The 23,561-nt window shown below is 47.1% G+C and carries 24 protein-coding genes and 1 tRNA gene; 11 read left to right on the forward strand and 14 right to left on the reverse strand.

Annotated elements, in window-relative coordinates; all coding sequences use genetic code 11:
- Positions 1-47 precede the first annotated feature (47 nt).
- The gene (locus JMG82_RS04440) at positions 48-695 is read right to left on the reverse strand and encodes a ferritin family protein (RefSeq protein ID WP_201353721.1); all 648 of its coding nucleotides are present in this window, start codon (positions 693-695) and stop codon (positions 48-50) included.
- Entirely contained in the window at positions 692-1,207 is a 516-nt protein-coding gene (locus tag JMG82_RS04445; protein ID WP_201353722.1) for a ferritin-like domain-containing protein, read from the reverse strand. Before JMG82_RS04445 ends, JMG82_RS04440 begins: the two co-directional genes overlap by 4 nt.
- A 183-nt stretch (positions 1,208-1,390) precedes the next feature.
- Here JMG82_RS04445 and JMG82_RS04450 point away from each other — a divergent pair, with 183 nt between their 5' ends.
- On the forward strand, positions 1,391-1,816 hold the full coding sequence (locus tag JMG82_RS04450) for a Fur family transcriptional regulator (RefSeq protein ID WP_236579191.1): 426 nt from the start codon (positions 1,391-1,393) through the stop codon (positions 1,814-1,816).
- Here the strand turns inward: JMG82_RS04450 and JMG82_RS04455 are convergent.
- The 3 genes from JMG82_RS04455 to groES all read right to left on the reverse strand — a co-directional run bounded on the left by JMG82_RS04455 (position 1,761) and on the right by groES (position 5,782).
- A complete protein-coding gene (locus tag JMG82_RS04455; protein WP_201353723.1) occupies positions 1,761-3,566 on the reverse strand; it encodes a GGDEF domain-containing protein in 1,806 nt (601 codons plus the stop codon). The genes JMG82_RS04450 and JMG82_RS04455 overlap by 56 nt on opposite strands.
- Before the next feature lie 291 nt (positions 3,567-3,857).
- Positions 3,858-5,498 (reverse strand): chaperonin GroEL, encoded by a 1,641-nt coding sequence (gene groL, locus JMG82_RS04460; protein ID WP_201353724.1) that lies wholly within the window; start codon positions 5,496-5,498, stop codon positions 3,858-3,860.
- Between the two features lie 14 nt (positions 5,499-5,512).
- Complete coding sequence (gene groES, locus JMG82_RS04465; protein WP_201353725.1) at positions 5,513-5,782, reverse strand: co-chaperone GroES; 270 nt, start codon at positions 5,780-5,782, stop codon at positions 5,513-5,515.
- Between the two features lie 237 nt (positions 5,783-6,019).
- Between groES and JMG82_RS04470 the strand changes: the two genes are divergently transcribed.
- Together JMG82_RS04470 and JMG82_RS04475 are read left to right on the forward strand one after the other, a co-directional pair.
- A complete protein-coding gene (locus JMG82_RS04470) occupies positions 6,020-7,519 on the forward strand; it encodes a hypothetical protein (protein ID WP_201353726.1) in 1,500 nt (499 codons plus the stop codon).
- A 76-nt stretch (positions 7,520-7,595) separates the two neighbouring features.
- A tRNA-Met gene (locus JMG82_RS04475) sits at positions 7,596-7,672 on the forward strand.
- 76 nt (positions 7,673-7,748) lie between these two features.
- Here JMG82_RS04475 and JMG82_RS04480 read toward each other — a convergent pair.
- From JMG82_RS04480 to JMG82_RS04495, 4 genes are read right to left on the reverse strand one after another with little or no spacing between them, the layout of a single operon-like run.
- Entirely contained in the window at positions 7,749-8,786 is a 1,038-nt protein-coding gene (locus JMG82_RS04480) for a tyrosine-type recombinase/integrase (RefSeq protein ID WP_201353727.1), read from the reverse strand.
- A gap of 46 nt (positions 8,787-8,832) precedes the next feature.
- Positions 8,833-9,159 carry a dCTP deaminase/dUTPase family protein gene (locus JMG82_RS11775; protein WP_201353728.1) on the reverse strand — a complete coding sequence of 109 codons (327 nt, stop codon included), beginning with the start codon at positions 9,157-9,159 and terminating at the stop codon, positions 8,833-8,835.
- Positions 9,116-9,343 carry a hypothetical protein gene (locus JMG82_RS04490; RefSeq protein ID WP_201353729.1) on the reverse strand — a complete coding sequence of 76 codons (228 nt, stop codon included), beginning with the start codon at positions 9,341-9,343 and terminating at the stop codon, positions 9,116-9,118. The genes JMG82_RS11775 and JMG82_RS04490 overlap by 44 nt, the downstream gene beginning before the upstream one ends.
- Complete coding sequence (locus JMG82_RS04495; protein WP_201353730.1) at positions 9,327-10,388, reverse strand: hypothetical protein; 1,062 nt, start codon at positions 10,386-10,388, stop codon at positions 9,327-9,329. The genes JMG82_RS04490 and JMG82_RS04495 overlap by 17 nt, the downstream gene beginning before the upstream one ends.
- Positions 10,389-10,849: 461 nt before the next feature.
- Here JMG82_RS04495 and JMG82_RS04500 point away from each other — a divergent pair, with 461 nt between their 5' ends.
- The 7 genes from JMG82_RS04500 to JMG82_RS04530 all read left to right on the forward strand — a co-directional run bounded on the left by JMG82_RS04500 (position 10,850) and on the right by JMG82_RS04530 (position 15,190).
- Positions 10,850-11,596, forward strand: a complete 747-nt coding sequence (locus tag JMG82_RS04500) for a LexA family transcriptional regulator (protein WP_201353731.1) — start codon at positions 10,850-10,852, stop codon at positions 11,594-11,596.
- A gap of 18 nt (positions 11,597-11,614) precedes the next feature.
- On the forward strand, positions 11,615-11,941 hold the full coding sequence (locus JMG82_RS04505) for a hypothetical protein (RefSeq protein WP_201353732.1): 327 nt from the start codon (positions 11,615-11,617) through the stop codon (positions 11,939-11,941).
- Between the two features lie 52 nt (positions 11,942-11,993).
- On the forward strand, positions 11,994-12,617 hold the full coding sequence (locus JMG82_RS04510) for an N-acetyltransferase (RefSeq protein WP_201353733.1): 624 nt from the start codon (positions 11,994-11,996) through the stop codon (positions 12,615-12,617).
- Positions 12,617-13,648, forward strand: a complete 1,032-nt coding sequence (locus tag JMG82_RS04515; protein ID WP_201353734.1) for a hypothetical protein — start codon at positions 12,617-12,619, stop codon at positions 13,646-13,648. The genes JMG82_RS04510 and JMG82_RS04515 overlap by 1 nt, the downstream gene beginning before the upstream one ends.
- Positions 13,649-13,732: 84 nt before the next feature.
- On the forward strand, positions 13,733-14,107 hold the full coding sequence (locus tag JMG82_RS04520; protein ID WP_201353735.1) for a hypothetical protein: 375 nt from the start codon (positions 13,733-13,735) through the stop codon (positions 14,105-14,107).
- A 144-nt stretch (positions 14,108-14,251) separates the two neighbouring features.
- Entirely contained in the window at positions 14,252-14,473 is a 222-nt protein-coding gene (locus JMG82_RS04525; protein WP_201353736.1) for a hypothetical protein, read from the forward strand.
- Positions 14,474-14,908: 435 nt separating this feature from the next.
- Positions 14,909-15,190, forward strand: a complete 282-nt coding sequence (locus JMG82_RS04530; RefSeq protein ID WP_201353737.1) for a hypothetical protein — start codon at positions 14,909-14,911, stop codon at positions 15,188-15,190.
- On the opposite strand, the gene JMG82_RS04535 is transcribed toward JMG82_RS04530, so the two are convergent.
- Both JMG82_RS04535 and JMG82_RS04540 read right to left on the reverse strand, forming a co-directional pair.
- Positions 15,187-15,828, reverse strand: a complete 642-nt coding sequence (locus JMG82_RS04535) for a hypothetical protein (protein ID WP_201353738.1) — start codon at positions 15,826-15,828, stop codon at positions 15,187-15,189. The two genes, JMG82_RS04530 and JMG82_RS04535, sit on opposite strands and share 4 nt — an antisense overlap.
- A 481-nt stretch (positions 15,829-16,309) precedes the next feature.
- On the reverse strand, positions 16,310-16,570 hold the full coding sequence (locus JMG82_RS04540; protein WP_201353739.1) for a hypothetical protein: 261 nt from the start codon (positions 16,568-16,570) through the stop codon (positions 16,310-16,312).
- A 674-nt stretch (positions 16,571-17,244) separates the two neighbouring features.
- Between JMG82_RS04540 and JMG82_RS04545 the strand changes: the two genes are divergently transcribed.
- A complete protein-coding gene (locus JMG82_RS04545; protein ID WP_201353740.1) occupies positions 17,245-17,838 on the forward strand; it encodes an uS10 family ribosomal protein in 594 nt (197 codons plus the stop codon).
- Positions 17,839-18,079: 241 nt separating this feature from the next.
- Here the strand turns inward: JMG82_RS04545 and JMG82_RS04550 are convergent, their stop codons facing one another.
- The 3 genes from JMG82_RS04550 to JMG82_RS04560 are packed head-to-tail and all read right to left on the reverse strand — an operon-like array spanning position 18,080 to position 22,725.
- Positions 18,080-20,578, reverse strand: coding sequence for a GIY-YIG nuclease family protein (locus JMG82_RS04550; protein WP_201353741.1), 2,499 nt, complete (start codon positions 20,576-20,578; stop codon positions 18,080-18,082).
- A gap of 4 nt (positions 20,579-20,582) precedes the next feature.
- Complete coding sequence (locus JMG82_RS04555) at positions 20,583-22,082, reverse strand: Eco57I restriction-modification methylase domain-containing protein (protein ID WP_201353742.1); 1,500 nt, start codon at positions 22,080-22,082, stop codon at positions 20,583-20,585.
- On the reverse strand, positions 22,075-22,725 hold the full coding sequence (locus JMG82_RS04560; protein WP_201353743.1) for a DNA methyltransferase: 651 nt from the start codon (positions 22,723-22,725) through the stop codon (positions 22,075-22,077). Before JMG82_RS04560 ends, JMG82_RS04555 begins: the two co-directional genes overlap by 8 nt.
- Between the last annotated feature and the right edge of the window lie 836 nt (positions 22,726-23,561).

A 23,561-nucleotide genomic window follows, 5' to 3' on the forward strand; every position in this document is an offset into this window, starting at 1 on the left:
ATTGGATAATATTTTTCTCTTAAAGTAAATAATTTATTGTCGCTGTCTCAGCATAGATGTTCGCGCTTGAAATACTCTCTCGGCGCTTTGCACAGAGGGCACGCTTTGGGCGCTTTTTTGCCCCTGTGGACATGGCCGCACACTTCACAGACCCAGTATTCATCCTCGTCGCTGTCGAAGAACCCCTCCTCTTCGAGGCACTTTTTGAGCTCGGCGTATTCGCGCTCGTGCTCCACTTCGACTTTGGCGATCGCCTTGAGCAACCTAGCGATATCCTTGTGTCCCTCCTCTTCGGCGATTTTGGCGAAGTTGGGGTACATTTCGGTATGCTCGTAATGCTCCCCGGCCATGGCGATGTCGAGATTTTTGAGCGTTTCGTAGATCTCAATGCCGAACATCAGCTGGTTGTAGGCCTTGAATTCGGCTTTGGCGTGGTACTTTTCGTTCATCGCCGCCTCTTTGAAGTGTTCGGCGATGCGATGCCACCCCTCTTCCTGCGCCATCTCGGCAAAAAACTCGTATTTGTTTCGCGCCATCGATTCGCCGGCGAAGGCCTTCATCAGATTCACCGCCGTGAGGTTTTCGGTGGTGCAGACCATCTCTTCGCCGCAGCAGACCAGCGTACCGCCGCCGACTTTCTGGACTTCGACCTCGTTGCCGCATTTGTTGCATTTGTAGGTTTCATACTGTCTCATTGGATACTCCCTTTTATCTGTTCGACAAATTCGGAAATGTCTTCGTGCAGTGCCACAAGATCCTCTTCGTGCTCCACCTCGTCGGCAAGAATCTGGCTGACGATGTCGTAGGTGACGATATCCTTGTCTCTCGTCATCTCCGCCAATTGGCTGTAGACGCCGATCGCGCACTGCTCTCCTTTGATGGCATCCTCGAGAACACTGAGCACATCGAAATTTTCGGGTGCATCGTAACCGCAGTTGGTTTTTTCGAACCACTCTTTGGGATGCAGAATCGGCGTGCCGCCCAGCTGGATGATACGGTCAGCCACCATCCCCGCATGCCGCAGCTCGTCCGCAGCGTGCTGATCCAACTCGGCAATAGCCGCATCTTTCATGATCCCTTTGATCACTTTGCTTTCTATATAATACTGATAATAGGCCAGCCACTCATCCGCATAGGCTCTGTTAAGCATACGGATCACTTCAGCGATGTCGACACCTTTGATGATTGAATTGCCACGAGTTGCCATTTTGACTCCTTTTTTATTGGAAAATTTTTTTCCTAAGAAAATTATTGCGTAAAAAGTCTTAAAAGAAAATTATTTTCCACTCAGCACCTTCAGCGTTAACGGCCCTGTCAATATGTTTGATGTATAACTATAAAAAATAAAAGACTCTTTTTGGTAAAATGCCGACATTCTTATTGGGGGAAAATGATGAAAGGAACAGCCGAACTGCTCAAAGAGCATCAGCTCAAAGTGACGCCGCAGCGTCTGAAAATTGTCAAGATGCTTGAAGAGCATGGTCATATCAATATCGAAGAGATGTACCGTGAAATGCTCAAAGAGTTTCCAAGCGTTTCTCTGGCCACGATTTACAAAAACATCAACCAGATGATCGAGAGCGGACTCATTCAGGAGGTGAAGCTTCCGCAAACGAAATCGGTCTACGAACTGATCAAAGAGCCGCATCTGCATATGGTTTGCGACAGATGCCACAAAGTGGAAGATATCGTCATCGGTACCGAGAAAATCATAGAAGAAGCGGAAAAACTGAGCGGCTACAAAATTAAAGAGAGCTTCATCACCCTGCGTGGCATCTGTCCCGCGTGCCAGAAGAAGGTGTCCGAAGAGGCATGAGTGCCTCACGCTCTCGCCACGGCGGACATTTCGCCGTCTTCGTCCCACATATTCCCGCCTCTTTTGTACTGTCTCCCGTTATTCTGTTTTTTCCCTGCCGCTTCGAGTGGTAGGCATATTCGTCGGCCCGCTTGAATACCGATATCGCGTCGTCCCCCTCTTTAAAGAGCGTCACCCTAACGCTCAAGGTGATATGCAGCCCTTCCGCGAAGCCACGTCCCGCCACCTTCCTGCACAGCGCTTCGGCAAAGCGGACGGCTCCCTCGACCCCGTCGGTCTGAATCAGCATCGCGAACTCTTCACCTCCTATGCGAAAGAGTCTGTCGGTTCGCCGGCTATCCTCTTCAATGATTCGCGTCAGCTCCTGCAGCACTCTGTCGCCCGTGTCATGACCGTAACGGTCGTTTATCGTCTTGAAATCGTCGATATCGAAAACGATCAGGGCATAACGCTTTTTGTAGCGCTTGAACTCATAGAGCGCCTGCTCGAGCATCTTCGCGAAATAGCGGCGGTTGTAGGCACCGGTGAGGGCATCGCTGAAAGAGAGCGCTTCGAGCTCTTGATGTTTCCGTGCCACTCTGCTGCGGTACCCGTTCAGCGCCTCGGCCACCTGTACGAGCTCGTCGATCACGAAGCCTCGCGAATCGACATCTTCCTCTTTCACAATGGCCGTCGAAATACGCTCGAGACTCTCCGAGAAGAATTTTCTGAACAGAAAGAGCATGATCAGGACCATCGATAAAGCGGCGAAAATCTGGAATCCCAAACGCAAAAGTCTCTGGTGGTAGTGGGCGAACTGTGGATGAAGGTCCAACCGGCTCCGCAGGAGGATATACTCTTTGTTCAACGGTTCGTTGAAAAGATTCTCCGACACGGAGTAGACGACGGCCTCCTGCCGATTATCGTCGATTCTGTAACGCAGTTTCCGGCCATTGAAGAGTTGAGTGAGCACATCGCTTTTTTCATTCACGCTTTTGGGGTCGATACCGCCGATATCCTGAATGAAACGGTTTATGAACGAGCGTTTCTCCCGGGCGAGGCGTTCGAAAAATTGTCGTTTGTCGGCCATTTTACCATTGAGTGTCTTGATGAGCCCGTTGCTGAAAAGGATCACATCCAGCGATCTCAGATCCCGATGGCGCGACTTGAGCGTTTCGACCTCCTTTTTTATGCTATCTATCGGGAAATAACTGTGCGAAATCTGCACGAAAAACTTTTTCGATGTCGAAAGTGTCAGAAAATACCTGACAAACTCCTGCGTGATCGAATGGAGATAGGGGTGGGAAGCGTGATAGGGCATCTCGCCCGATTCGACGATGTCGAACACTTTCATCGCGATGTCGAACTTCTTGAAATCGAGCCCGATATCGGGTTTGAAGGAGGCGTTGACGATGACCCTGTTGCGATCGATCAAAAAAACCTCGTAAGTACCGAAAACGACATGGCGGTTCAACGCCTCTTTTATCGGGCCGATCGGTTTGTCGATCCTGTCGAAATAGGCTTTGGCCTCCATCAGCTTTTTTCGGTCCAGATCGGAGGTTTTGTTGAAAACGTAGTGTATCCTGTCGAAGTCGTTGGTGAAGTGCTCCTGCAGCGTAAAGGTTTTCGATTCGACGGCCCGCTTCAGTTGGGTGGTGAATTCGTTGTCGATGTTCCGGTACTCTTCGTACCCGGTCATCGCCACAAACAGAAGCAGAAGCGCTGCAATGGCGATATTCAGAGACTTTAAAGAGATGACCGCATGATTCACGACGGCTCCTGGCAGTTTTTAATGGATAACTGAGCCTGCACAATATACACCGCTATCCGCGGCATCAGCATCGCGCCCCATATCCTGTGGTTATTGTTTGACGGATGGTAATGTATATTGTGCAAGGTCAGTTAATAATAGTGGCGTTTGCCTTACATTTCATTGAAACTGTTTTATAGCGTATCGTTAATTTGATGATGGAGTATGTTTTGGAAAGCAAAAAACCCGGCATCACAGGCCGGGTTTTATTATGGAAATAGGGATAATAAGCTCGTTTGGAAGCCGGGAGGCTTACATCATGCCGCCCATGCCGCCCATGCCGCCCATATCGGGCATAGGTGCTGCCGGAGCCTTCTCTTCCTTGACTTCGCTAACAGTCGCTTCGGTCGTAAGAAGCAGGCTTGCAACGGAAGTGGCATTTTGCAGTGCGACACGCTCGACTTTGACCGGGTCGATGATTCCCGCTTCGAGCATATCCACATATTCGCCTGTGGCTGCGTTGAAGCCAACATTTTCATCCTCGGCACATGCAACATTGTTGGCTACGACACCCGCATCGAATCCGGCATTTTCGGCGATCTGCTTCAGCGGTGCCTTGATGGCGCGCAGAATGATATCCGCTCCGATCGCTTCGTCACCTTCGAGTTTCACATCGACTTTGTTCGCCGCACGGATGAGTGCTGCTCCACCACCGATGACGATACCCTCTTCCACTGCCGCTTTGGTCGCAGAAAGCGCATCGTCCACACGGTCTTTCTTCTCTTTCATCTCCGTTTCGGTCGCTGCACCGACTTTGATGACAGCCACACCGCCGCTCAGTTTCGCCAGACGCTCCTGAAGTTTTTCGCGATCATAGTCGCTTGTCGTTCCTTCGATCTGGATCTTGATCTCCTTGATGCGCGCCTCAACCGCCGCTTTGTCGCCTTTTCCGTCGACGATCGTCGTATTGTCCTTGTCGATGACGACACGTCCCGCCTGACCAAGATCGGCGACCGTCGCGCTCTCGAGCGTTCGGCCCACCTCTTCGCTGATGACGGTACCGCCGGTCAATATCGCGATATCCTGGAGCATCGCCTTGCGTCGGTCACCGAATCCCGGTGCTTTGACCGCCGCGATGTTGAGAATTCCACGCAGTTTGTTGACAACGAGTGTCGCCAGCGCTTCGCCCTCCACATCTTCCGCGACAATGAGCAGCGGCCGTCCGCTTTGCTGGATGCCTTCAAGCACCGGCAGGATGTCTTTGAGGTTGGTGATCTTTTTGTCGGTCAGAAGGATATACGGATTCTCGAGCACCGCTTCCATCTTTTCCGTATCGGTGATGAAGTAGGGGCTCAGATACCCGCGGTCAAACTGCATACCTTCGACCACTTCGAGTTCGTCGACGATACCTTTGGCCTCTTCGACTGTGATGACACCGTCTTTGCCGACTTTGTCCATCGCTTCGGCGATCAGATCACCGATTTTGGCATCGTTGTTAGCAGAAATGCTCGCGACCTGGGCGATCTCTTTTTTGTCTTTGACCTCTTTGGCGATTTTCTTGAGCTCTTCGATGATCGCCTCGGCTGCCTTGTCCATGCCGCGCTTCACTTCGATCGGGTTGGCGCCGGCCGTGATATTGCGAAGGCCCTCTTTGAAAATGCTGTAGGCCAGAACAGTCGCCGTCGTGGTACCGTCACCCGCTTCGTCCGCCGTTTTGCTGGCGACCTCTTTGACCAGTTGGGCACCCATATTCTCGACGGTGTCTTTGAGCTCGATCTCCCGGGCAACGCTTACGCCGTCTTTGGTGATGCTCGGCGCACCGAAGCTCTTTTGGATGAGAACGTTACGCCCACGCGGCCCCATCGTCACTTTGACCGCATCGGCCAGTTTCTTCACACCTTCGAAAAGTTCGTTGCGTGCACTGTCTGAAAAATGAATCTCTTTGGCTGCCATCTTTCACCCTCCTCTTATTTCAAAATTCCGAGAATATCGTCGCTGTTTAGTATCAGCAACTCTTTTCCGTCAATGGTGATCTCTGTACCACTGTATTTACCGAAAACGACTCTGTCGCCCACTTTGATGTGGCCCTCTTCCTCAACCTCCGGTCCGATTGCCAGTACTTTGGCCTCTTGCGGTTTCTCCTTCGCATTGTCGGGGATGATGATTCCCGAAGCAGTCTGCTGGGGTTCATCAACACGTTCTACCAGTACCCGATTGGCAAGTGGTTGGAAACTCATTGACGCTCCTTTCATGATTTGATTTTAGCAATTACTTTTTTAAAGTGCCGAAATTTTAACCCAATTTTTTTTCTTTGTCAAGATTTTCACCATATTGTTTAGCTAAATTACATTAAATTCTTTAGTCTATACTACTCAATTATAAATCACTATACCACTTTTGGCATTCCACACATCCTCTAATTCAACGTTTCATGATATAATTCATCAAATTTTGCTGTGACAAAGGATCGGGTCATGAAGTATCTCATCTCTCTTCTCGTTATTATCCTGCTGCTGGTCGGCGCGCTCTATGGAGTGCTCTTTACCTCTCCGGGCAACAATCTCCTCAAACCTGTCATCGAAAAGAAAATCGCCGCACAGGTACCGCTCCCCACTACACTGGAAACTTTCGTACTGCGGCCGGACCGTTTCGAAATTGCGCTCAAGATTGGCGAAGATACCCGCATCGAAGCCAAAGGCACGATGAATCTGATGGCACAGTCGGTCGACGCGACCTATCTTGTCGATATCAAGGAACTCGCCAATCTTCAGAAACTGATCGGTCAAAAGCTCAACGGGCCTTTCAAAACGAACGGTACAATCAAAGGGGATCAGAAGATGATGCATATCGATGGGGTAAGCGATGTGGCGGGCAGTGCCACCGACTACCACCTGGCTTTGAGAAATTTTTCGCCGGAAAACCTCAAGGCGAAAATCGCGCACCTGCATATCGACAGACTGCTGCATATGGTTAATCAGCCACAATACGCCGAAGGAGAGGTAGACATCGAAGCGGATATTCCGAGTCTTAATATGAAAAACCTGAAAGGGAACGTGGTCACCACTATCGCCAAGGGTCTTGTGCATCCGGCACCGGTCAAATCCGATTTCAATCTCTCCATTCCCGCAAACCTCACATTCAAAGGCAATATCCATACCCGTCTGACAGGGACAAAAGCGATCTCCAACGTCGATTTTGTCACATCCATCGCATCACTGAAAAGCAAGGCGGTCACGTACGACATCAGCGACGGCTCCCTCGCAACCGACTATCACCTGCATGTACCCAACCTCGATGACCTCTATTTTGTCACCAATCAACATATGAAAGGCAAGATTACCGTCACTGGGGATGTCAAAGTCGCCAAAAACGGCCTGGAAGCGACCGCCCACTCCGACACTCTCGGCGGAGCGTTCGATGCCATCGTCAAAAACAACAAAGTGAATGTAAAAATCAAAAACATCCAGACGGTCGCTTTGACCGATATGCTTCTTTATCCCCATATCTTCGATTCACGCGCCAACATGAATCTCGACTACGACACCGTAACGCAACAGGGCGTCATGCACGCCGAACTGCTCAACGGCCAGATTCTGCCCAACAAAATGAGTTTCATGCTTCGGCAGATGGCCAATTTCGACATTACCCGCGAAGTTTACGAACGTACCACTCTCGATACGAAAATCGACAGAAAAGTGCTGCACAGCGACCTTTATATGAAAAGCAAACTGACAGAAATTTCATCGAAAAACGGACTTGTCGATCTTGACAAGCAGTACATCGACACCACGATCAATGTCAAACTCAAAAAGATGTTCATTCCGGTCGTCCTGAAGGGCAAACTCAGCAATCCGGAGGTCAAAATCGACAGCAAGGGTCTCATTAAGGCAAAAGCGAAGGAGGAACTTGAGAAAAGACTCCCTGATAATATCAAAAAATCTCCAGCCGGCGGCCTGCTGAAAAAACTTTTCTGATCCGCATCGAAAATGCGGATTCTGGCTTGACACCACCTCTGTTTTTGGTTAAAATACCGCTCCACAAACAGAGGTTGGCTGGGTAGCTCAGCTGGTTAGAGCGCTGGTCTCATAAGCCGGAGGTCGGGAGTTCAAGTCTCCCCCCCGCCACCATCTTCAAACCCCGAAATTTAGGGCTTTCCGAAGGTTCATCTCTCGGATTGTACTAAAATTGTACTAAATCACACTCTCAAATAGCTATGTTTTTTACGCGTGAAGTGTCAACCTTCACGCGGCCCATGTAGTGTTCGTATGTAATGTCGATCTTGCTGTGTCCGACCTGCTGGATGATCCAGCTTTCCGGCATGCCGCTTTGGGCCATAATCGTGATGAATGTATGGCGCATATCGTACATACGAAGCTCTTTGACGCCGGCGCGCTTCACGGCCGTCTTGAACTGCCTTCGGAGCGTTTCGCTCTCCTGGTAGGGCACGCCGTGTTGCGTCAGGAATACATCCTTCGCCAATCCGGTGTGCCGTCGCTGCCGCATCAGTGCCTCCTTGGCCTGCGGAAGCATATCGATCACCCGCTTCTTCTTGCTCTTCGTCACGTCGACCACCCCTTCGCGTCGCCGGCGCTGCACGATGATCGTCTCCGTCTCGAAGCTGATGTCGCTCCATCGAAGCGCGATCATCTCTCCCGGACGCATGCCGGTGAAGAACATGAGCTGAACGAAATTCCTGAAAGGCTCTTCGCACGCCCGGATGATCTTCCTGACCTCCTCGATCGTGTAGGTCTCTATCTCCCGTTTCGGCTGCCTTGGCACTTCAACGAAATCGAGTGGATTGCGATCGATGATGCCGTCCGCATACGCCATCTTGAATATCGAAGCCAGAACGGACCGGTAGTTCTTCACGGTCTTTGGCGTGACACGCTGCAGCATCCTGTTCTGCCATCGCAGAATGTCGCTCGCCTTGATATGCTCCACAAGCATGTCGCCGAACACCTCGTTCAGGCGTTCGAGCTTCTTCATCGATTCGTCCTGGGAAAATCCGTTCCGACGGGAGGATGTGTTCTCGATGACCATCCGTCCGTAATCCTTGAATGTCGCGCCGGACCTCTCCCGATGCTTCTTCTCGTGCAGTTTGATAAATTCGCGCTCTTTGTTCTTTTCGAGCCACCGCCGGTTGACGGCGTTCGCCTCCTTTCCTGTGGCGTAGGTGTACTGTTTTTTGTCGATCGTCCCGCGCAGGGACAACTTGTTACCTCTTTGGACAACGGAAACCACGCATCTCCTTTCCAGTTGCCCGGCCAGCAATGCGTATTTTACCATGTCACACCCCTGTCGACCCGAAACCGCCACGTCTTGCGGCATCGATCCGGTACGCCTCTTTCATGATTTCCCTGCCGAAATGCCGGTGAAGCAACAACTGCCCCACAGCCATCCCCCTTTGGATTCTGAATGGCCCGTTTTCGCTTTCTGGAAGCTGCATGATCATTTTGATTTCGTCGTAGAAATCCATGTCTATTATGCCTGTCCCGTTTGGGATATACACGCCCCGCATCGCCACGGAGCTTCTTATGTAGAGCCCGAATTCGAGCGTATTGAGTATTTTTTTACGAAGGCCCTGTCTCGTAAAACTGATGAAGCGGCACCGCATGGTCTATCACGTCAAGCCCCTCGGCGACACGCCTGTGTTTGGGCAGCAGGTCGCCAAGACGCACATAGCTCTTCCCGCCGCTGGTGATGATCTTGCCGCGGTAGGCCCGACATTTGCGTATCGCCCCTTTGTACAGTCTCGCCTCGAGTTCGCTCACCAGCACGCACTCACGCAGCACTGTCATTGCCACCCCTTTCGTCGAGTTTTGAAAGAATGTACGTCGCGTACTCCCTCACCGTGCAATCCTCGTAAATAAACGGCCTGGAGCGGTTCACCGAATCCATCACCGCCAGCTCCTCCGCGCTGAAATACCGCGCCTGCGGCCGCTGGCTCGGCAGCACCTCCGCGTCCTCGTCCTCTCCCAGCTCCTCCAGCGCGCGCACCAGCCGCCCCACCAGGTCCGCGAACCGACGATCCGCCGGCTTGTGCCTGCGCACCAGCTCCGACGCCGAACGCACGCTCGCCGCCTCCGGGTCCCCGCCGATCCACTCCTCCCAGTCGTTCAGCCATGTCGCGGGGTGCGGAATGTAGGTCAAATCCCTCTCGGCGATCGCCTCGGCCACCCTCGGCGACTTCACATAGTGCCCCACCGCCTTGAGCAGCTCCCTGATGCGTTTATGAAGTTTTTTCGATTTGAAGCGCTTGTAGGCCGTGTCCTTTCTGACCTTGCGCGGGTAGAGCTTCCAGAAGCGTGAAAACGCCTCCTCCACCTCGTCGGTTTTGGAGCCATTTTCACAAGAAGATGAGTCGTCCAAAGAGGTCCTTTTGGACCGATTTGGACAATATATATTATTTATTTTATATAATAGGTTGTGGTGGACATCTTTGTCCGCCTCAAAGAGGACATCTGTGTCCGCCTGGAGGACATCAGTGTCCCCATCGATGTAATCAGGAATGCTATATTTATCTGGCTTGAGATGCAATGCCATAACAGCTCTATCGGTAGGGTAATATGCAAAGGTACTACGAGAATGTTCAATTCGATGCATTGCCCCCGCATCGACGATTTTTTTGAGAGTTCTCCTGATATGTCTATCGCTATCATCAAGAGAAAGTGCCTCTTTGAGCATTTTCGGAGTAAGAATCATATACTGTTTGCCGTTCACCATAATAGTATCCTTGATTATTTTATCCGCGTCAATTGTCCACAATACTATCAGCGCCTCAGTCGTATTAAGCTGTGGAAACAGCTTCCTAAATGTTCTCAAAAACTGCCATATCATCTTCATTTCTTCTCCAGCTTCAATATTTCGTTAACCGAATCTAATATCTGAATTTTTTATCGCTTCAGTTCTCTTTTGAGCCCATAAGCCATCTCGTTTATTTTGGCAGTGCGGTACTCTTCTACGGCGTTTAATTTCCCTCTGGAGTGATGGGCGAAAACCGCCATCCAGATTGTAGTGGTCCGTAAATCTAAGGTATGCATTTCTCACATGACACCTTACGATTTTCTTCATTTCTACATTCACGTATTATTCCGATGCCTATCTTGATGAGCCGCTTAACTGCGCATGATCTATAATTTTACATCTCATAATTTTCTCTCCTTTTGCTATAATTTGTTAGCAAATATGTTTAACTTTTTTGTGTTTTTTACGATTTTTTGGTAAATAATTAGTTTACTATAGTCTTTTATAACAACATTATACAAATTTTTGTGGCTATTTTCAATCACATAAAGGATTTTAATATGGATGATGTAGCAAGAAGACTTGATAAAGCAGTCGAATTAGGTGGTTTCAAAAGTCGTCGTCAAATGGCAGAAGTATTGGGTATTTCGTATAATACTCTTAATACGTGGATTAAAAATGGTTCAATTAGCGAAAAAGGCGCAGTAAAAATTGCCTCGAAAATCCCGATTGCCCAGAATTACCTCCTTACCGGCGAAGGTATCCCCGAAAAACATATAGACATTCATGAACTATTCGGAAGAGAAAAAAAAGAATATAATAGTGTCTTTGCCGATGCCTGGGACCCCAAAATTTTAGATATGCTCAAAAAAGCACAAAAGAATGAAGAAATCAAGAGACAGGTCGCCATCCCCCGCCTCACCGCCAAAGCCTCCGCAAGAAGCGGCAACAACATAGAAAGCATCGACGTCTTTGAAACCGGAGAAGTTCTCTTTGTCGACCGATCCCTCTTTAAAACCCACCCAAAAAATGTTCGTGCCATCCAAGTTGACGGTTACAGTATGGTCCCCGTCCTACTTCCTGACTCCTGGGTCTTCTTCACCGAAACCTCGGAATGGACCGGCGACGCCCTCTACGTCCTGCTCTTTAGAAACATCCTCATGGTCAAACTCGTCGAAGCCGACCCCAAAACAGGAAACCTCTGGATCAAATCCGCCAACCCCGACTACGACAGCTGGCAATACGACCCAACCCAGGACCAAAGCACCATCAAAATCATAGGCCGCGTCATCCGCTGCATGGTGTGATTGGTAAAAAGGAATAACATGTGCACTTCATCCTATGTGCTTGCAGCATTTCTGATCTATCTGTTTGTGAAATACATTGCACTCAAAGATGCATTCGGTCATGCACTGATCGATCTTGACGAAGCATATGAAAAACTTGGGACAGATCAGTTTGAAACCGGAGTGACAGATATAGGAGGATGGAAAGCACGATTGTTCAGACGATCCTCCAAGAGAAGGAAAGAGTACCTCGTGAATTATCTTGCAGAAAAGAGTGAAGCGAGAAAAAGGCTTGGAAAACCGCCCATCGATCCAGCCATGATCAAAGGCCTTGAAATCGATGTCTTACGCATATTCAAATCTTGAATGAGCAGCAATAAACCATGAGAAAGATAAACACAACGATGGAGGAGCCCGTATGCCTTGCCATGCACTGATCCAGAACACAGATATAGCAAATATCTATCATATAAAGCAGATTAAACGTGTTTCGCTGAAATGCGAATGCAAAGACGACGACGTCAAAGAGTGCTTTATCACCCCTGAGGCCAAAAATTCCCCCGCTTTGGTCTGCCAACCTATTCAACGTACATACTACCGACACAAGCCCCTTCGCGGCATGAAAGGTACCGGGAAAGTCGTCAAGCACGAACTATTTTACATGTGCCCGTTCTACAGAAAAAAAGGCATCGCATCCGCATTGGCAGACAATGAAATGACGATCTACAGAAGAAATAATTTCGACGAGATTCAGCTGGATGCCGCCGCGGACGGCGTAGTGGTTTGGCAGCGTCTTGGGTTCGAATACCAAAGGAAAAGCGATGAGCGGATGCTCTTGTTGGCATGGAAGCGCTACTTCATGGAGATTTACAATGAAGGCAATATTTCCAATGAAGTTAAAGCGGATATAATATCGAAAATCAGACATTTCCACGATGTCAAATCAAAGCATATGAAGCAAAGCAACGGTCCATCATTCAGTGATTGGCTTCGGGGGAGCCCAAAGACGCAGATGCTTCCAATGTACAAGAGAGTGGCATAATGAACGAGCGCAAACGTTACGATTTTAGGATGTATCTTGGAAACGGAGAATCCAAGATACTCTTTTTCCGTGCCCTTGTCGTCAATGAAGAGAACTATTATTTCATCGAGGTGCCCCATTTTGGCATAGATGAAGGTGCCAAAGAGATTTTCGAAGGTATTCTGCACGGTACGCTGGAAATCGAATATTTCGATACGGAAGAATATAAAAATCCAGAAATCGCGCCAGAAATTCACGTCTGGAGGCCTCATGGAGAGACTGCTATCGAAAGGCTTGAAAGCGCCGTTGATGCACCACTCTCAGACGTATTGCCGGAAATGTCAATTGATCAAATAGAACTCGTGGAAGCTTTTTCTTTCCGGTTCGACGGTCATGATCTCAATCTTGCATATGGGCTCAGTCCCAAAAGCGCGGGGAACGTCTTTACCCTTTCTAACCAATATGCCACAACGATATCATCATGCAACAATGGAAGTTTCGGTGAGACTCTGCAAGTCGAACCCATCGCCGCAAGCACAAAAGTGCCCTATCTTGCAGAAAAGATCGATGAAACCGCGATTGCCACGATCGAAAAGGCGATCCGTGACGTCAAAGACGGCACCATAGACAGGACATACGCTTCGCAGAACGATGCCTATGCCAGGCTTTACAAAAAGTTCCTCAAAGAGTTGAAATATCTCAGAACCATTACAGACATCCGCAAGTTCGAGTTTTCGTCTCAGAACGTTTCGATTGGCATCGATGATTTTTCCGTACTCAATGATATCGATATGCAGCTCTACAACGAAACGGTACAGGGTTCCGGCACGGTGCATCATCATGAGCGATTTTTGAAGAGTAGGCCCAATATTTATGTGGTCGTACTGGATGAAAACGATCACGAAACGAGGCTTCATCTCGACAGTCAGCGGGACAATTTCAAACAGATGCTCCGCATTCTCAAAGAAAATGACGAAAAACGTATCCGGTACGAAGGTATTCAGGTAAGTGAAACCGTTGTAGAGGCAACACATGTATATGCCGACGCATAGCATGAGAACACCGCCGACGACTCCACCATGAAAATAATAGGCCGCGTCATCCGCTGCGTCGTATGATTGTAAAAAGGAGCACCCATGAAGCGCATCATAGCAGGAACCCTCATCGCCGCCGCATTTGCTTTCGCGGAACATCGTCCAACACAATGTCAGATATGGCTAATGCTAACAAAGGGCGAAAAGCTTGCTATGCTTTGGGGAATGGAGTTTGCCTATTTCGACTCACATAATGAAGTTATCGTGGACACTATTGCTTACAGTACATACAACATCGAAGGAATCGATAAAGTCTGCAAAGACCCAGACAATAAATATGTTCAAATCGTCGATGCCGCTGCACTTGCTCATTATAGATCAATAGGAAGCGTTATTAGGAAAAATGATCTGGAAGAGATAAGGAGAAGAGGTTATAAGTTATACCGACGATGGTATAATTCGAATCCGAAAAAGTGAGAAATTTTTCACAAAATTTTTCGCACCCCACAAACCGGGAAAACGAAAATTTCCACACACTCCTACATCTGTGGAACGCGGCTTTTTTTAAAAAAGGCCCGGGTGGGGGACGCACCCCCCTCCAAAATGAAAAACCGTTTTCCGATGAATACCTACGCGCCCGCCTGGGCAGATTGCCGGAAACGTTTCAAGCCGTCTCCAGAGCGCCTCGATGGAGATTTTCCGCTTAAGGTTTCTTTTTTCAGAAGGTTTGAAAATCATAATTTTCAATACTTTTTAGGGCGCTTTTCATCACTTTCGCCGCGCCATGCAGAGCCATTCAGCGCCACAACCTTAAACACGCCTATTTTTCCCCGATCCTCTTAAGATTTCCCCAGACAATGCCCCTTTTCATATTGTATTCTTACGCTTTGAAATTAGTTTGCCGTTTTCAGTGAAAACAGGCTTAAATCACCGCCATCGAGACTCGCTATCGTCCGTTGCATCGCTCTTTTCAGCGGATCGCCCCCGTTTTGGCCTCGCCGGTCGCCCGCTCCCTGCGCCAACCCAAACCATAGCACCCGATCACCGGACGCGTCCAAATTTTTCAAATTCCAAAGCCGCCCTCCCCTTTACGTATCATTTTCGCCCGAAAATCTGCCGAGTTTACCGCTTTTTCGCTTTCTATAGACCTCCTCTTTTTGTTTGAATTGTCTCTCTTGCCGATTCGATGGAGCGTAAATTCATTTTGACTATTTTCAGCGCAAAAGCGGCGCGGCTGTGTTATAGTGTGTCATCTTGTTTAAAAGGTGCGCAATGAAAATGAAATTTCTCGCAAAAGCGGCGGCGGTTCTTTTGGTAACGGTTTCTTTGTTCGGCGGTTCTCTTTTTGACAACCCATACGACGGCGAAAAGAAGAGTGAATACAAGTACGAAGGTTCAAGCGGCGCGCATTACAAATATGACCTTAGTGACCCCTCCGACCGTATCGAGTACAGCACGGATCTCGACGCCCAGATGAATGACAAAATGAGCGTTAGCCCCAATCGGGATCTCGATCGGCAGATGGGGCAGTTCGGCGGCGGTATCGACCCGAACGATTAGTCGTCATCGCCGGCAATAGCGGCGTCGCGCTGCTGTTTTTCGAGCATCCGGCGCAGCTCCTCGTCGCTCATCTTGCTGTAATCCTCGACCTTGTTGGTATTGTTGTTGACGACCACCACATCCGGACTTTTCCCGAAGACTTGCTGCTTGGCCATCGCCACGATCTCGTTGTAGGTCTTGATCTCCCGCATGTCCACACTGGCCGGCGACGATCGCATCAGCTTCTTCATATGCTGAAGCTTGTCGTGCGCCATCATCACCCCCTCGAACGCCAGGGCGTCGAACTTCTCGATGCTCAGTGCGCCCATGATGATCGCCTCGGCCCTTCGGTCCGCGATCAGGTCGTGCGTCTGCAGCTCGATCAGGTCGCGCGGCTTCCCCGTCTTCTCCTCCAGCTCGTCGACGATCTTCTTCTTCGCCTCCTGGAAAATGTCGGTGCTCTCCATCCGCTCCTTAAGGATTTCGGCCGCTTTCTTGACCTCTTCCTTCAGCGCGCCCTTCATCCAGTTCTCCCGCTTGCGCCACTCCCCCAGCGTCGCCTTGGGCACGCCAAGATGCTCGCCGATCTTGCTCAACGGCCAGCCGTACACCTCGTAATAGTCCCGTGCCCTGGCCCGTATCTCCGCGCTGTACGCCATGCTTGCATCTCCTTCGCTCTTATGTTATTATTTTCGCGTGCCAGTGGGTCGCATGCCGTGGGTAGGCCAGGGCCAAACACACTCCCGGCGGCGCTCAGCCTTCCGCCCGTAGGATTAACGCCGGGACGGCGGGGCGGCGGTACCCCCACGTCTTACGACGACTCCGGGCCGGTAGGCGGGTAAGCCGGCCTGGCACATCCTTCTGTAAAGTTTTGACATCTCTTCACATTTTCGATAAAATTTCAACAGCAGGCCGCCTCGCGGCCAGGATTTATCCTGCGTTGGTTACTACCTCCTGATCTTCAGGGGCGCTAGGGGGCGGCCTGCAAAAACCTCGCGCTACACGATCTCATCCACACATTTGACATCTTTTCCTATTTGCGATAATATTTCAGAAGCAGGTCGCCCTTCGGTCAGGATTTATCCTGCGCTGGTTAGCACCTTCCGCAAACGGAAGCGCTGCGGGGCGGCCCGCTTTCTTCTACTGCTTCATATACAGCAAATTCGCATCCGGAACTTTCAACAACTCTTTAATCTTCGAAAGATTTTCAATCTCGAAAAACGTTTTGTGCACCAATTCTCCATCTTTGTCCAAAATGAAGCTGGCGAGATGGTAGTGGCCATTTTCATCTTTGAACGGCTTGTAATAGACATGCTGCCACTCCCCTTTGTACCGCTTTTTCACGACGAATAGAGGATCTTTGAGGGTCTCGACAAAAGCACCTACAAGATGCTTTGTCATCCATATGAGTATTGTCTGCGCCTATTCAACCTATAAGCGCAATCAATCCACCATTTTATCCAATTCCTTCACAAGCTTTTGGAAAAAGACTTCATGGGGTGTTTTGTAACCCAATACTTTTCTTGGCCTGTGATTGAGTCTGTTTTGAATCTTCGTGGTCTCTTTGACGCTGATATATTCGAGTTCACTCTCTTTGAAAATAGCCCATATGCGTACCCCAGATTTTTTAAAGTATGAATCATGACAAATTCCTCTTTGCTTATCATTGCCTCTCCGGATAGGATTTTCATCGGGGTTTAGCAACTTCTTTCTCTATCTCGGTGGTACATTTTAGCGCGTTGTTTAACAGTGAGCAAAATTTGTAAAAAATTGTCCATAAAAATAAACGTACTTAATATAAATTCAATATTGAGAAGTCCAGTACTCTAAAATTCTATTTTATGCCGTACTGAGATTTTATTATATTGATATCAACATATTTGGCTCCCTATAATTATATTATGGCACTTGAGAATATCTAGCCTGGAAGGTTCCAAAAACTCATGCACAGACACTTCCCTCTTCGCATCCATGGATAGGCTTTAACAAAAACTATATATAATTATTTAAAAAGGCTTGTTGTGTCCAATAAAACGTTTAGAAGTAAATGCCAAAAGTGTGGAAAAGCCATAAATATGGTCGAGACAGATGAAGGATGGAAAGCTTTTGAAATAGGGACTTATGGTTTACATTTTTGCAGTAAACGAGATAACTGGTCACTTTCTTCTCTTGGACATAGGCTCACATGCACCATCCGATGCTGGTGGTGTAGGGAAACAGTTTATTTTCATACAAATGGAAATGGTGATGCTGTTTTGTTCGAAAAACTGGGTGCCCCATGGGAAATCCACCCATGTTGGGAGAAGCACAAACATTCCAGATCTGCAAAGATTAAAGAGTTAGAATCAATACTTAAGCAGGCAGGGTATGATGGAAGATCTAAACAATTCAATCTTCTCAAGCGGCGAAAACATGATCCATATATTAAAATGATTTTACAATCAAAAGATATGAGGGTACTGGATAATTATTTAATTGATTTTTGCAAATGTCTGGTAAGCAATGATATTTCATTCAAAGGACCTATACCTATGAATGTTAAAATTAATAATGGTGTCAAGATATATAAACGAATCATAAAAATATTGACGGCCAGTGCAATCAAAGATATTGATTGTTTTAAAGAAATGATTCCACCTTCTATCAATATTAAATTAAAAATAATTTAATAAAATGTATCAATAAGTGATAATCATTCGTAAAAATCCGACTCCATTCTCGAAGAAAGTAGAATATATAAAAAGTTGTCTATCATTGGAGATTGTCTATCCTTTATTTGTCAAGATAAATTTATCGACCATCATCTTTAAGTTACTCAGATCGCCTACTTCATAGAGGATCAGTGTAGATTTATTAATTATTTCCTTCTTATTGTTTATTAAAGTGTTACCAAATTCTTTCCTTTAATGGTCATATATTTCCTTCATAGTCATCTGAACTGATAACAGTATCATATAGTCCGACCTCTTCCCCTATATGCTTATTAATACCGACATATTCAAGACTTGCATCTTCATATCGTTTAAATTTGTAAACCGCATCGTTCATAAGGGCACTGTTAAAGACATCAAGACTGACCAAAAGCTCAAAGTCCTCTACTGTTAGACCTGTAACCTTTTTGAATAGACCAGGTTCAAGCTGCGTGATAACATCTTTCAGACTCTTCTCGCGATAATCTGTCAAATACATAAATACTGGTATTCGTGTTGCAAATTTGATGAGCTTTTCCTGAATCTTTTTACGGAGGCTTTTATACTCTTTCTCTTCTTTACTAAGTTCTTTTTTCTCTTCCTTGGTCAGATCTCTATCATTAGCTTCTTTTTTGGCTTTCTTGACTGCTTCAGACTTGTTAATGATCGTTTCTATGTCCTGATTGAGAGAGCGAAACCCTTCGATGCTCATGAGCGCGTTCATCGCTTTTTCGTTATCCATGAGTCTTTGTAGTGTTGCGTTGTCTACATTGACCAGCAGAGCACTTTCCCATCGTCTCGCAAGCAGTGTCGCTGTCGTTCCACTCAATGCCATGTCGAGAACACCGGCAGCGTCTATGCGCTTCATTGAGCTTCCGTCATAGGCGAGAATCGGAAGGAAGTGAATGAATTCGGCTACTTTCTTTTCAGGATCAGGTTCTTCCACATTCAGCCTTGAACTATATTCGGCAATTTGACTCAGTGCTCTGTTCGGCGCGAAGTCAAAAACATAACACTCTTCTTTGATGATCTCTTCTTTGTTGGGGGACTTTCCATCCGGGTTCTTAACTGTCCATGGAGTTTGTACCCTGAACGCTGCCTGAAAATAGGTCTCCGGACTACTGAGGTTTCGCAGCATAAAGATCCCGGACCAGGGCTTTACGGAAACACCTGTTGTGAGTTTCCCGCATGAGAGGGTGATGGTTTTGGTTTTAAGGGGATCTCCCATCGCTTTGAGTACCGGTTCCAGAGCCTTGACACCTATTCCAGCCTTTGGACCTGCAGCCACTACAATGTTGTAGTCGTGATAAAACCTGTTTTGTCTCTTCATCATCAGGTTTCTCATAGCATACGCCGATGCTACGGACGGCAGGAACCAGAAGGTATGGGTCAGGATGTGAAGCAGTCTGGTATCTGAAAAGGGAAGCGCCGGTTTTTTGGCACCGAGTTTGAGATTGTCTGTACTTGTCGGCAGATAGGCACCACGGATCAGGTCAAGCCATTTCTGCACATACTCTTCATAGACAAACTTGGCATCATCGCCTTCACCTTTGGCAGAGAAAAAGAGGTTGAGGTCAAATTCGTTAAACTCTCCGCCCATAGCGATAGAACGGATCGATTCCGGCATCTGGTAGGTCAGCATGACCATACGCGGCAAAGAGGCATAAGGATTGTTATCACCTTTCCACTCTTCTTTGGCTCTTTGTTCATCGGAGTATGTCCAGTTGAATATCTGCTCTTCTATGAACTCACCAGTGCTGATGGCGCGAAACGGAGTACCCGAGAGATATAGATAGTGATTTGTAGTGATAGGCATAATATCTTCAATATCGTCATCGTTTTTATCGAGAATATCAACCGCTTCACCCTGTGCCGCTTTCTGCTCTTTGGCATCTTCTGCCTCAAAAAGCTCTTTGGCACTCTCTCGCCATGCCCCGTAATGATACTCATCGAAGACTACACAGTCCCAGTTGGTAGCGTGTACCCACTCATTTTTCGCCTTGATACCGCCGGCAGAGTTTTTGCCGAGGTAATCCTGAAATGAACCGAAGCATACGAAAGGCTTACTCTCATCGACGCTCTCCTCCTTCAGACGCTCCGGAGAGTAAAACTCCCACCCTTCAAAGTCAACATGACTCTCAAGATCCTCTTTCCATGCGCTTTGTACCGCAGGCTTGAAGGTAAGCACAAGTATTTTTCTCCACCCCATCTTCTTCGCCAGCTGATAGGTCGCAAAGGTCTTACCGAAACGCATTTTTGCATTCCACAGAAAGTGAGGTGTCTTACCCGGATTCTCCGCTTTGAAGCTCTCGAAATAGCGAATCGTCTTATCCACCGCTTCAGCCTGCTCCGGACGCATCTTGAATGTCAAGGTACGGTTTTCCACATTCTCTTCACCGTTTTTGATGGCATGTATAGCCGCTTGGATTTCTCTTTTGCCGCATCTGAACCACTCCCCGTCAGGGTTGGCGATCCCTCTGGCACGCAAATAGCGATGGACATCATGGTCAGTGAAAGTGCTGCCGTCATTTCGCATGGCGGACTCTTCGAGGATGATCTCATAGCGCAGTCCCGCCGTACCGACCTGCTCTTTAATCCGCTGGCGTACATCTCTGGTGGTGTAACCTACTTTTACAAGACCTTCTCTGTCTGAGGCATTTAAGATCTTGTAAGCATAGATTGTGGGATGTAGATCAGGGCGTTGTGGGAAAAAGTCCATATCATTACTCCATCGGACGAATCATGGATTCAATAAAAGCAATTTCATCCTCACTCAAACCATATTTACTGTAAAGTTTTTCATCTGTCCACTCTTGAGTAAAATCCTGTTTCGGTGCAAATTGATAAACTTTAGAAGTTGCATGTTGTGTTGGTTTATTAAGCAGTACCATAAATCTCAAAAATTTTGTTTTTAGATAATTTTTAAGATTTTCTGCCTCCTGTGCATTATCATATGCTCCTGCAATGAGATAGGTTTCTGTGCAGGCGCTATTGGGCTCAGCAACAAATGGTTGCCCTAAAATTGGATGAGGAAAAGAATCACTACCGCTACCAAGTGGAGGAATCATTACTTTATAAAGAGGTACATACTCAAGTCCCTTGCTTATCTTCTCTATACCGATATACCCTATGCCACCATTCTGATAGATCTTAATACAATCCTTAAATGGCTTTGTTTCCCCCTTAAAAGTAGTATCAAGACCAAATGGTTTTCTTGAACTGATTTGAGACATCAAGGACGGTTCTTTTTTCTCTCGAACCTTTTTTAAGATAGGGATTGCTTCATTGTACCGGATAAATGTATCAGCTCCATCTTCAAGTAGCGGTCGCTCCATAACAGAAGGAGTATTATCTTTGGAGTATGAAAACACTTTACAAAGACCTGGTTCATCCCGCTTCCAGAGAAAATAACAAACACCACCTTTAATCTGCACGCCAGGGAAAACATGAGTTGCATCAGGAAAATCATGGATCTCACGAATGCGATTGTCTGTGAGCATCTCTTCACGAAAACTGTCCAAACCCTTTCCGCCTGAAAACCATCGTGCAGGTATAATCATTGTCAGATATCGAGGTTTTAATTTTTTGGCTTGTTGAACAAATTTATGATAGATTGGTTTGGCACTTGTTCCGTAACCACTATCACTTAGCTGATAAGGAGGGTTTCCTACAATAACATCAAATTTCATATTAAATATCTCCTCTGGATTATCTGTGTGTATAAACTGATAAGCATGGGTCTCAAGAATGTCGTCCCGATCATACACCTCTTGACTGGCACCGCAGTATTTGCACTTTCCGTTTACCCATGTATGCTCAATGCGCTTAAAGATAATATTTCCCTGCTCATTGGTAAATGTTTCACAAAAAGAGTACTTGCCGTTGGCAATTTTCGAACCGTATACACTCCGGCGTGAGAGCAGAGATGTAAGCTCTGTTATAGCTATTCCAAAGAGCTGTTTTTCGAAAATATGGTTGATGCGCTCTTGCTTGTCAGGTATGATTTCTTCGAGACCTTTTACAAGCCGCTTTGCGATTTCTCTTAAAAATACACCGGATTTGCTGAAAGGGTCAAGGAAGGTCGCATCGGGGTTTTGCCACAACTTCTCCGGCAGCAGGTCAAGCATATCGTTGGCAAGTTCCGGCGGCGTAAATACCTCGTCACTGCTGAGGTTTGCCAGCATGTTGAGTACATCAGGGTTGTAATTTATTTTATTATCCATGTTCTGCCAGCCTTAAAAAATGGGTTACGGGGTACTCCTTCACCGGGTCGGGAATAAATGCTTCCTCCCCCAGGTCCGAAAAAAGGCCGGCATCACTGCCAAACTGGGTGTTGTGCAGTATCTCGAAGCTGTAGTCTCTGCGCTTGATCATCACACTGTTAACGGGGGACCATTCGGAGAAAATGATAGGTTCACCTTTCCTGTCTGTCCTCTTAAAGGTAAGGGCATCGCCCTGGATGATGTTGCGATCTAAAATATATCTCACACTTTGACGGCATGCTTCCTGACAACGCTCTTTGAAGAGTTTGGTATATTGCGCATCAAACAGATCATAGAGCCGACAGCGACACTCTTCGACATTATCTTCCAGCAGATCGATACCGTAAATGCTTGAGACGGCAATCACCGCATTTCGTTCATAGTCCAGCTGGTTCTTCTTGTAGCGACTCTTCACCACTTCCAGTTTCCTGCGTAAAACCTCCAGCAAAAAGTTCCCGGTACCGCATGCCGGTTCCAAGAAGCGAGATTCTATCCGCTCCGTTTCATGTTTGACTAGATTAAGCATCGCATTTACTTCTCGTTCCGCAGTGAATACCTCACCATGGTCTGCTACCCGAGTTTTACATTTTACTTGTTTATGCATTTAACTTATCCTATTGCTACAAATACGATTAGCTTAATTATTTTTTTCTCTTTATTGTATCGTTACACAAATGCTAAAAATATGATAACTCATCCTCCCCATTCGTCTTCTTTCTAGAATTATAATTCGATTATATATCATATTTTGAATTTTTTGCCTAAAACCTTGGCCAAAAACTAACTGTCCACAGTGTTGATAGATCGTTTTATCTTTGACAGTAATGCTCCCCATTCTTTACCGCATCCAAAAGTAAAACCAGGCCGCCAAGCAACCTTTTACCTTGGCACAATGTCGTTTCTATATGGGCCTTTTTGACCTCGTGCCCGCCATCTTTACTGTTATGCCTCAATTCCAGCTGATCATCGATAGATGTACACCGATTCGTTCGGCAATCTCTTTTTGGAACATACCGCTCTTGCGCAAAACTGAAATATGATATCGTTTCTGCAGGGTTAATTAATGATAGCTCATGCAACTTTCCTTCTGTTTTTGGTCGAACAAGGATAACTGAGCCCCTGATAACCGTCTCTTACGACCTTATGAAAAATTGTGTTTATCTTTTGAATAAGCTTTTAAAAAAATGCTCCGAAAGTGCCCTGGAAACCAGGATGCAAAAAGAGGAAATAACGCAGTTTGTTTTGTACTAAATTTGTACTAAAAATCACCCGAAAATCGCTGACCGGACAACTCTTCTTTTACCGAAAACAGGGAAACCGCCGCAATCACGGCATCAAAAAAACTTCAAGTCTCCCCCCCGCCACCATCTTCACTTACACACATTTTCTCTCATTCGACAATCGAACAAATACAGCAATCTTAAATTGAAAATCAGAAGA

The organism is Hydrogenimonas urashimensis (assembly GCF_016593255.1).
Taxonomy (GTDB): Bacteria; Campylobacterota; Campylobacteria; order Campylobacterales; family Hydrogenimonadaceae; genus Hydrogenimonas; species Hydrogenimonas urashimensis.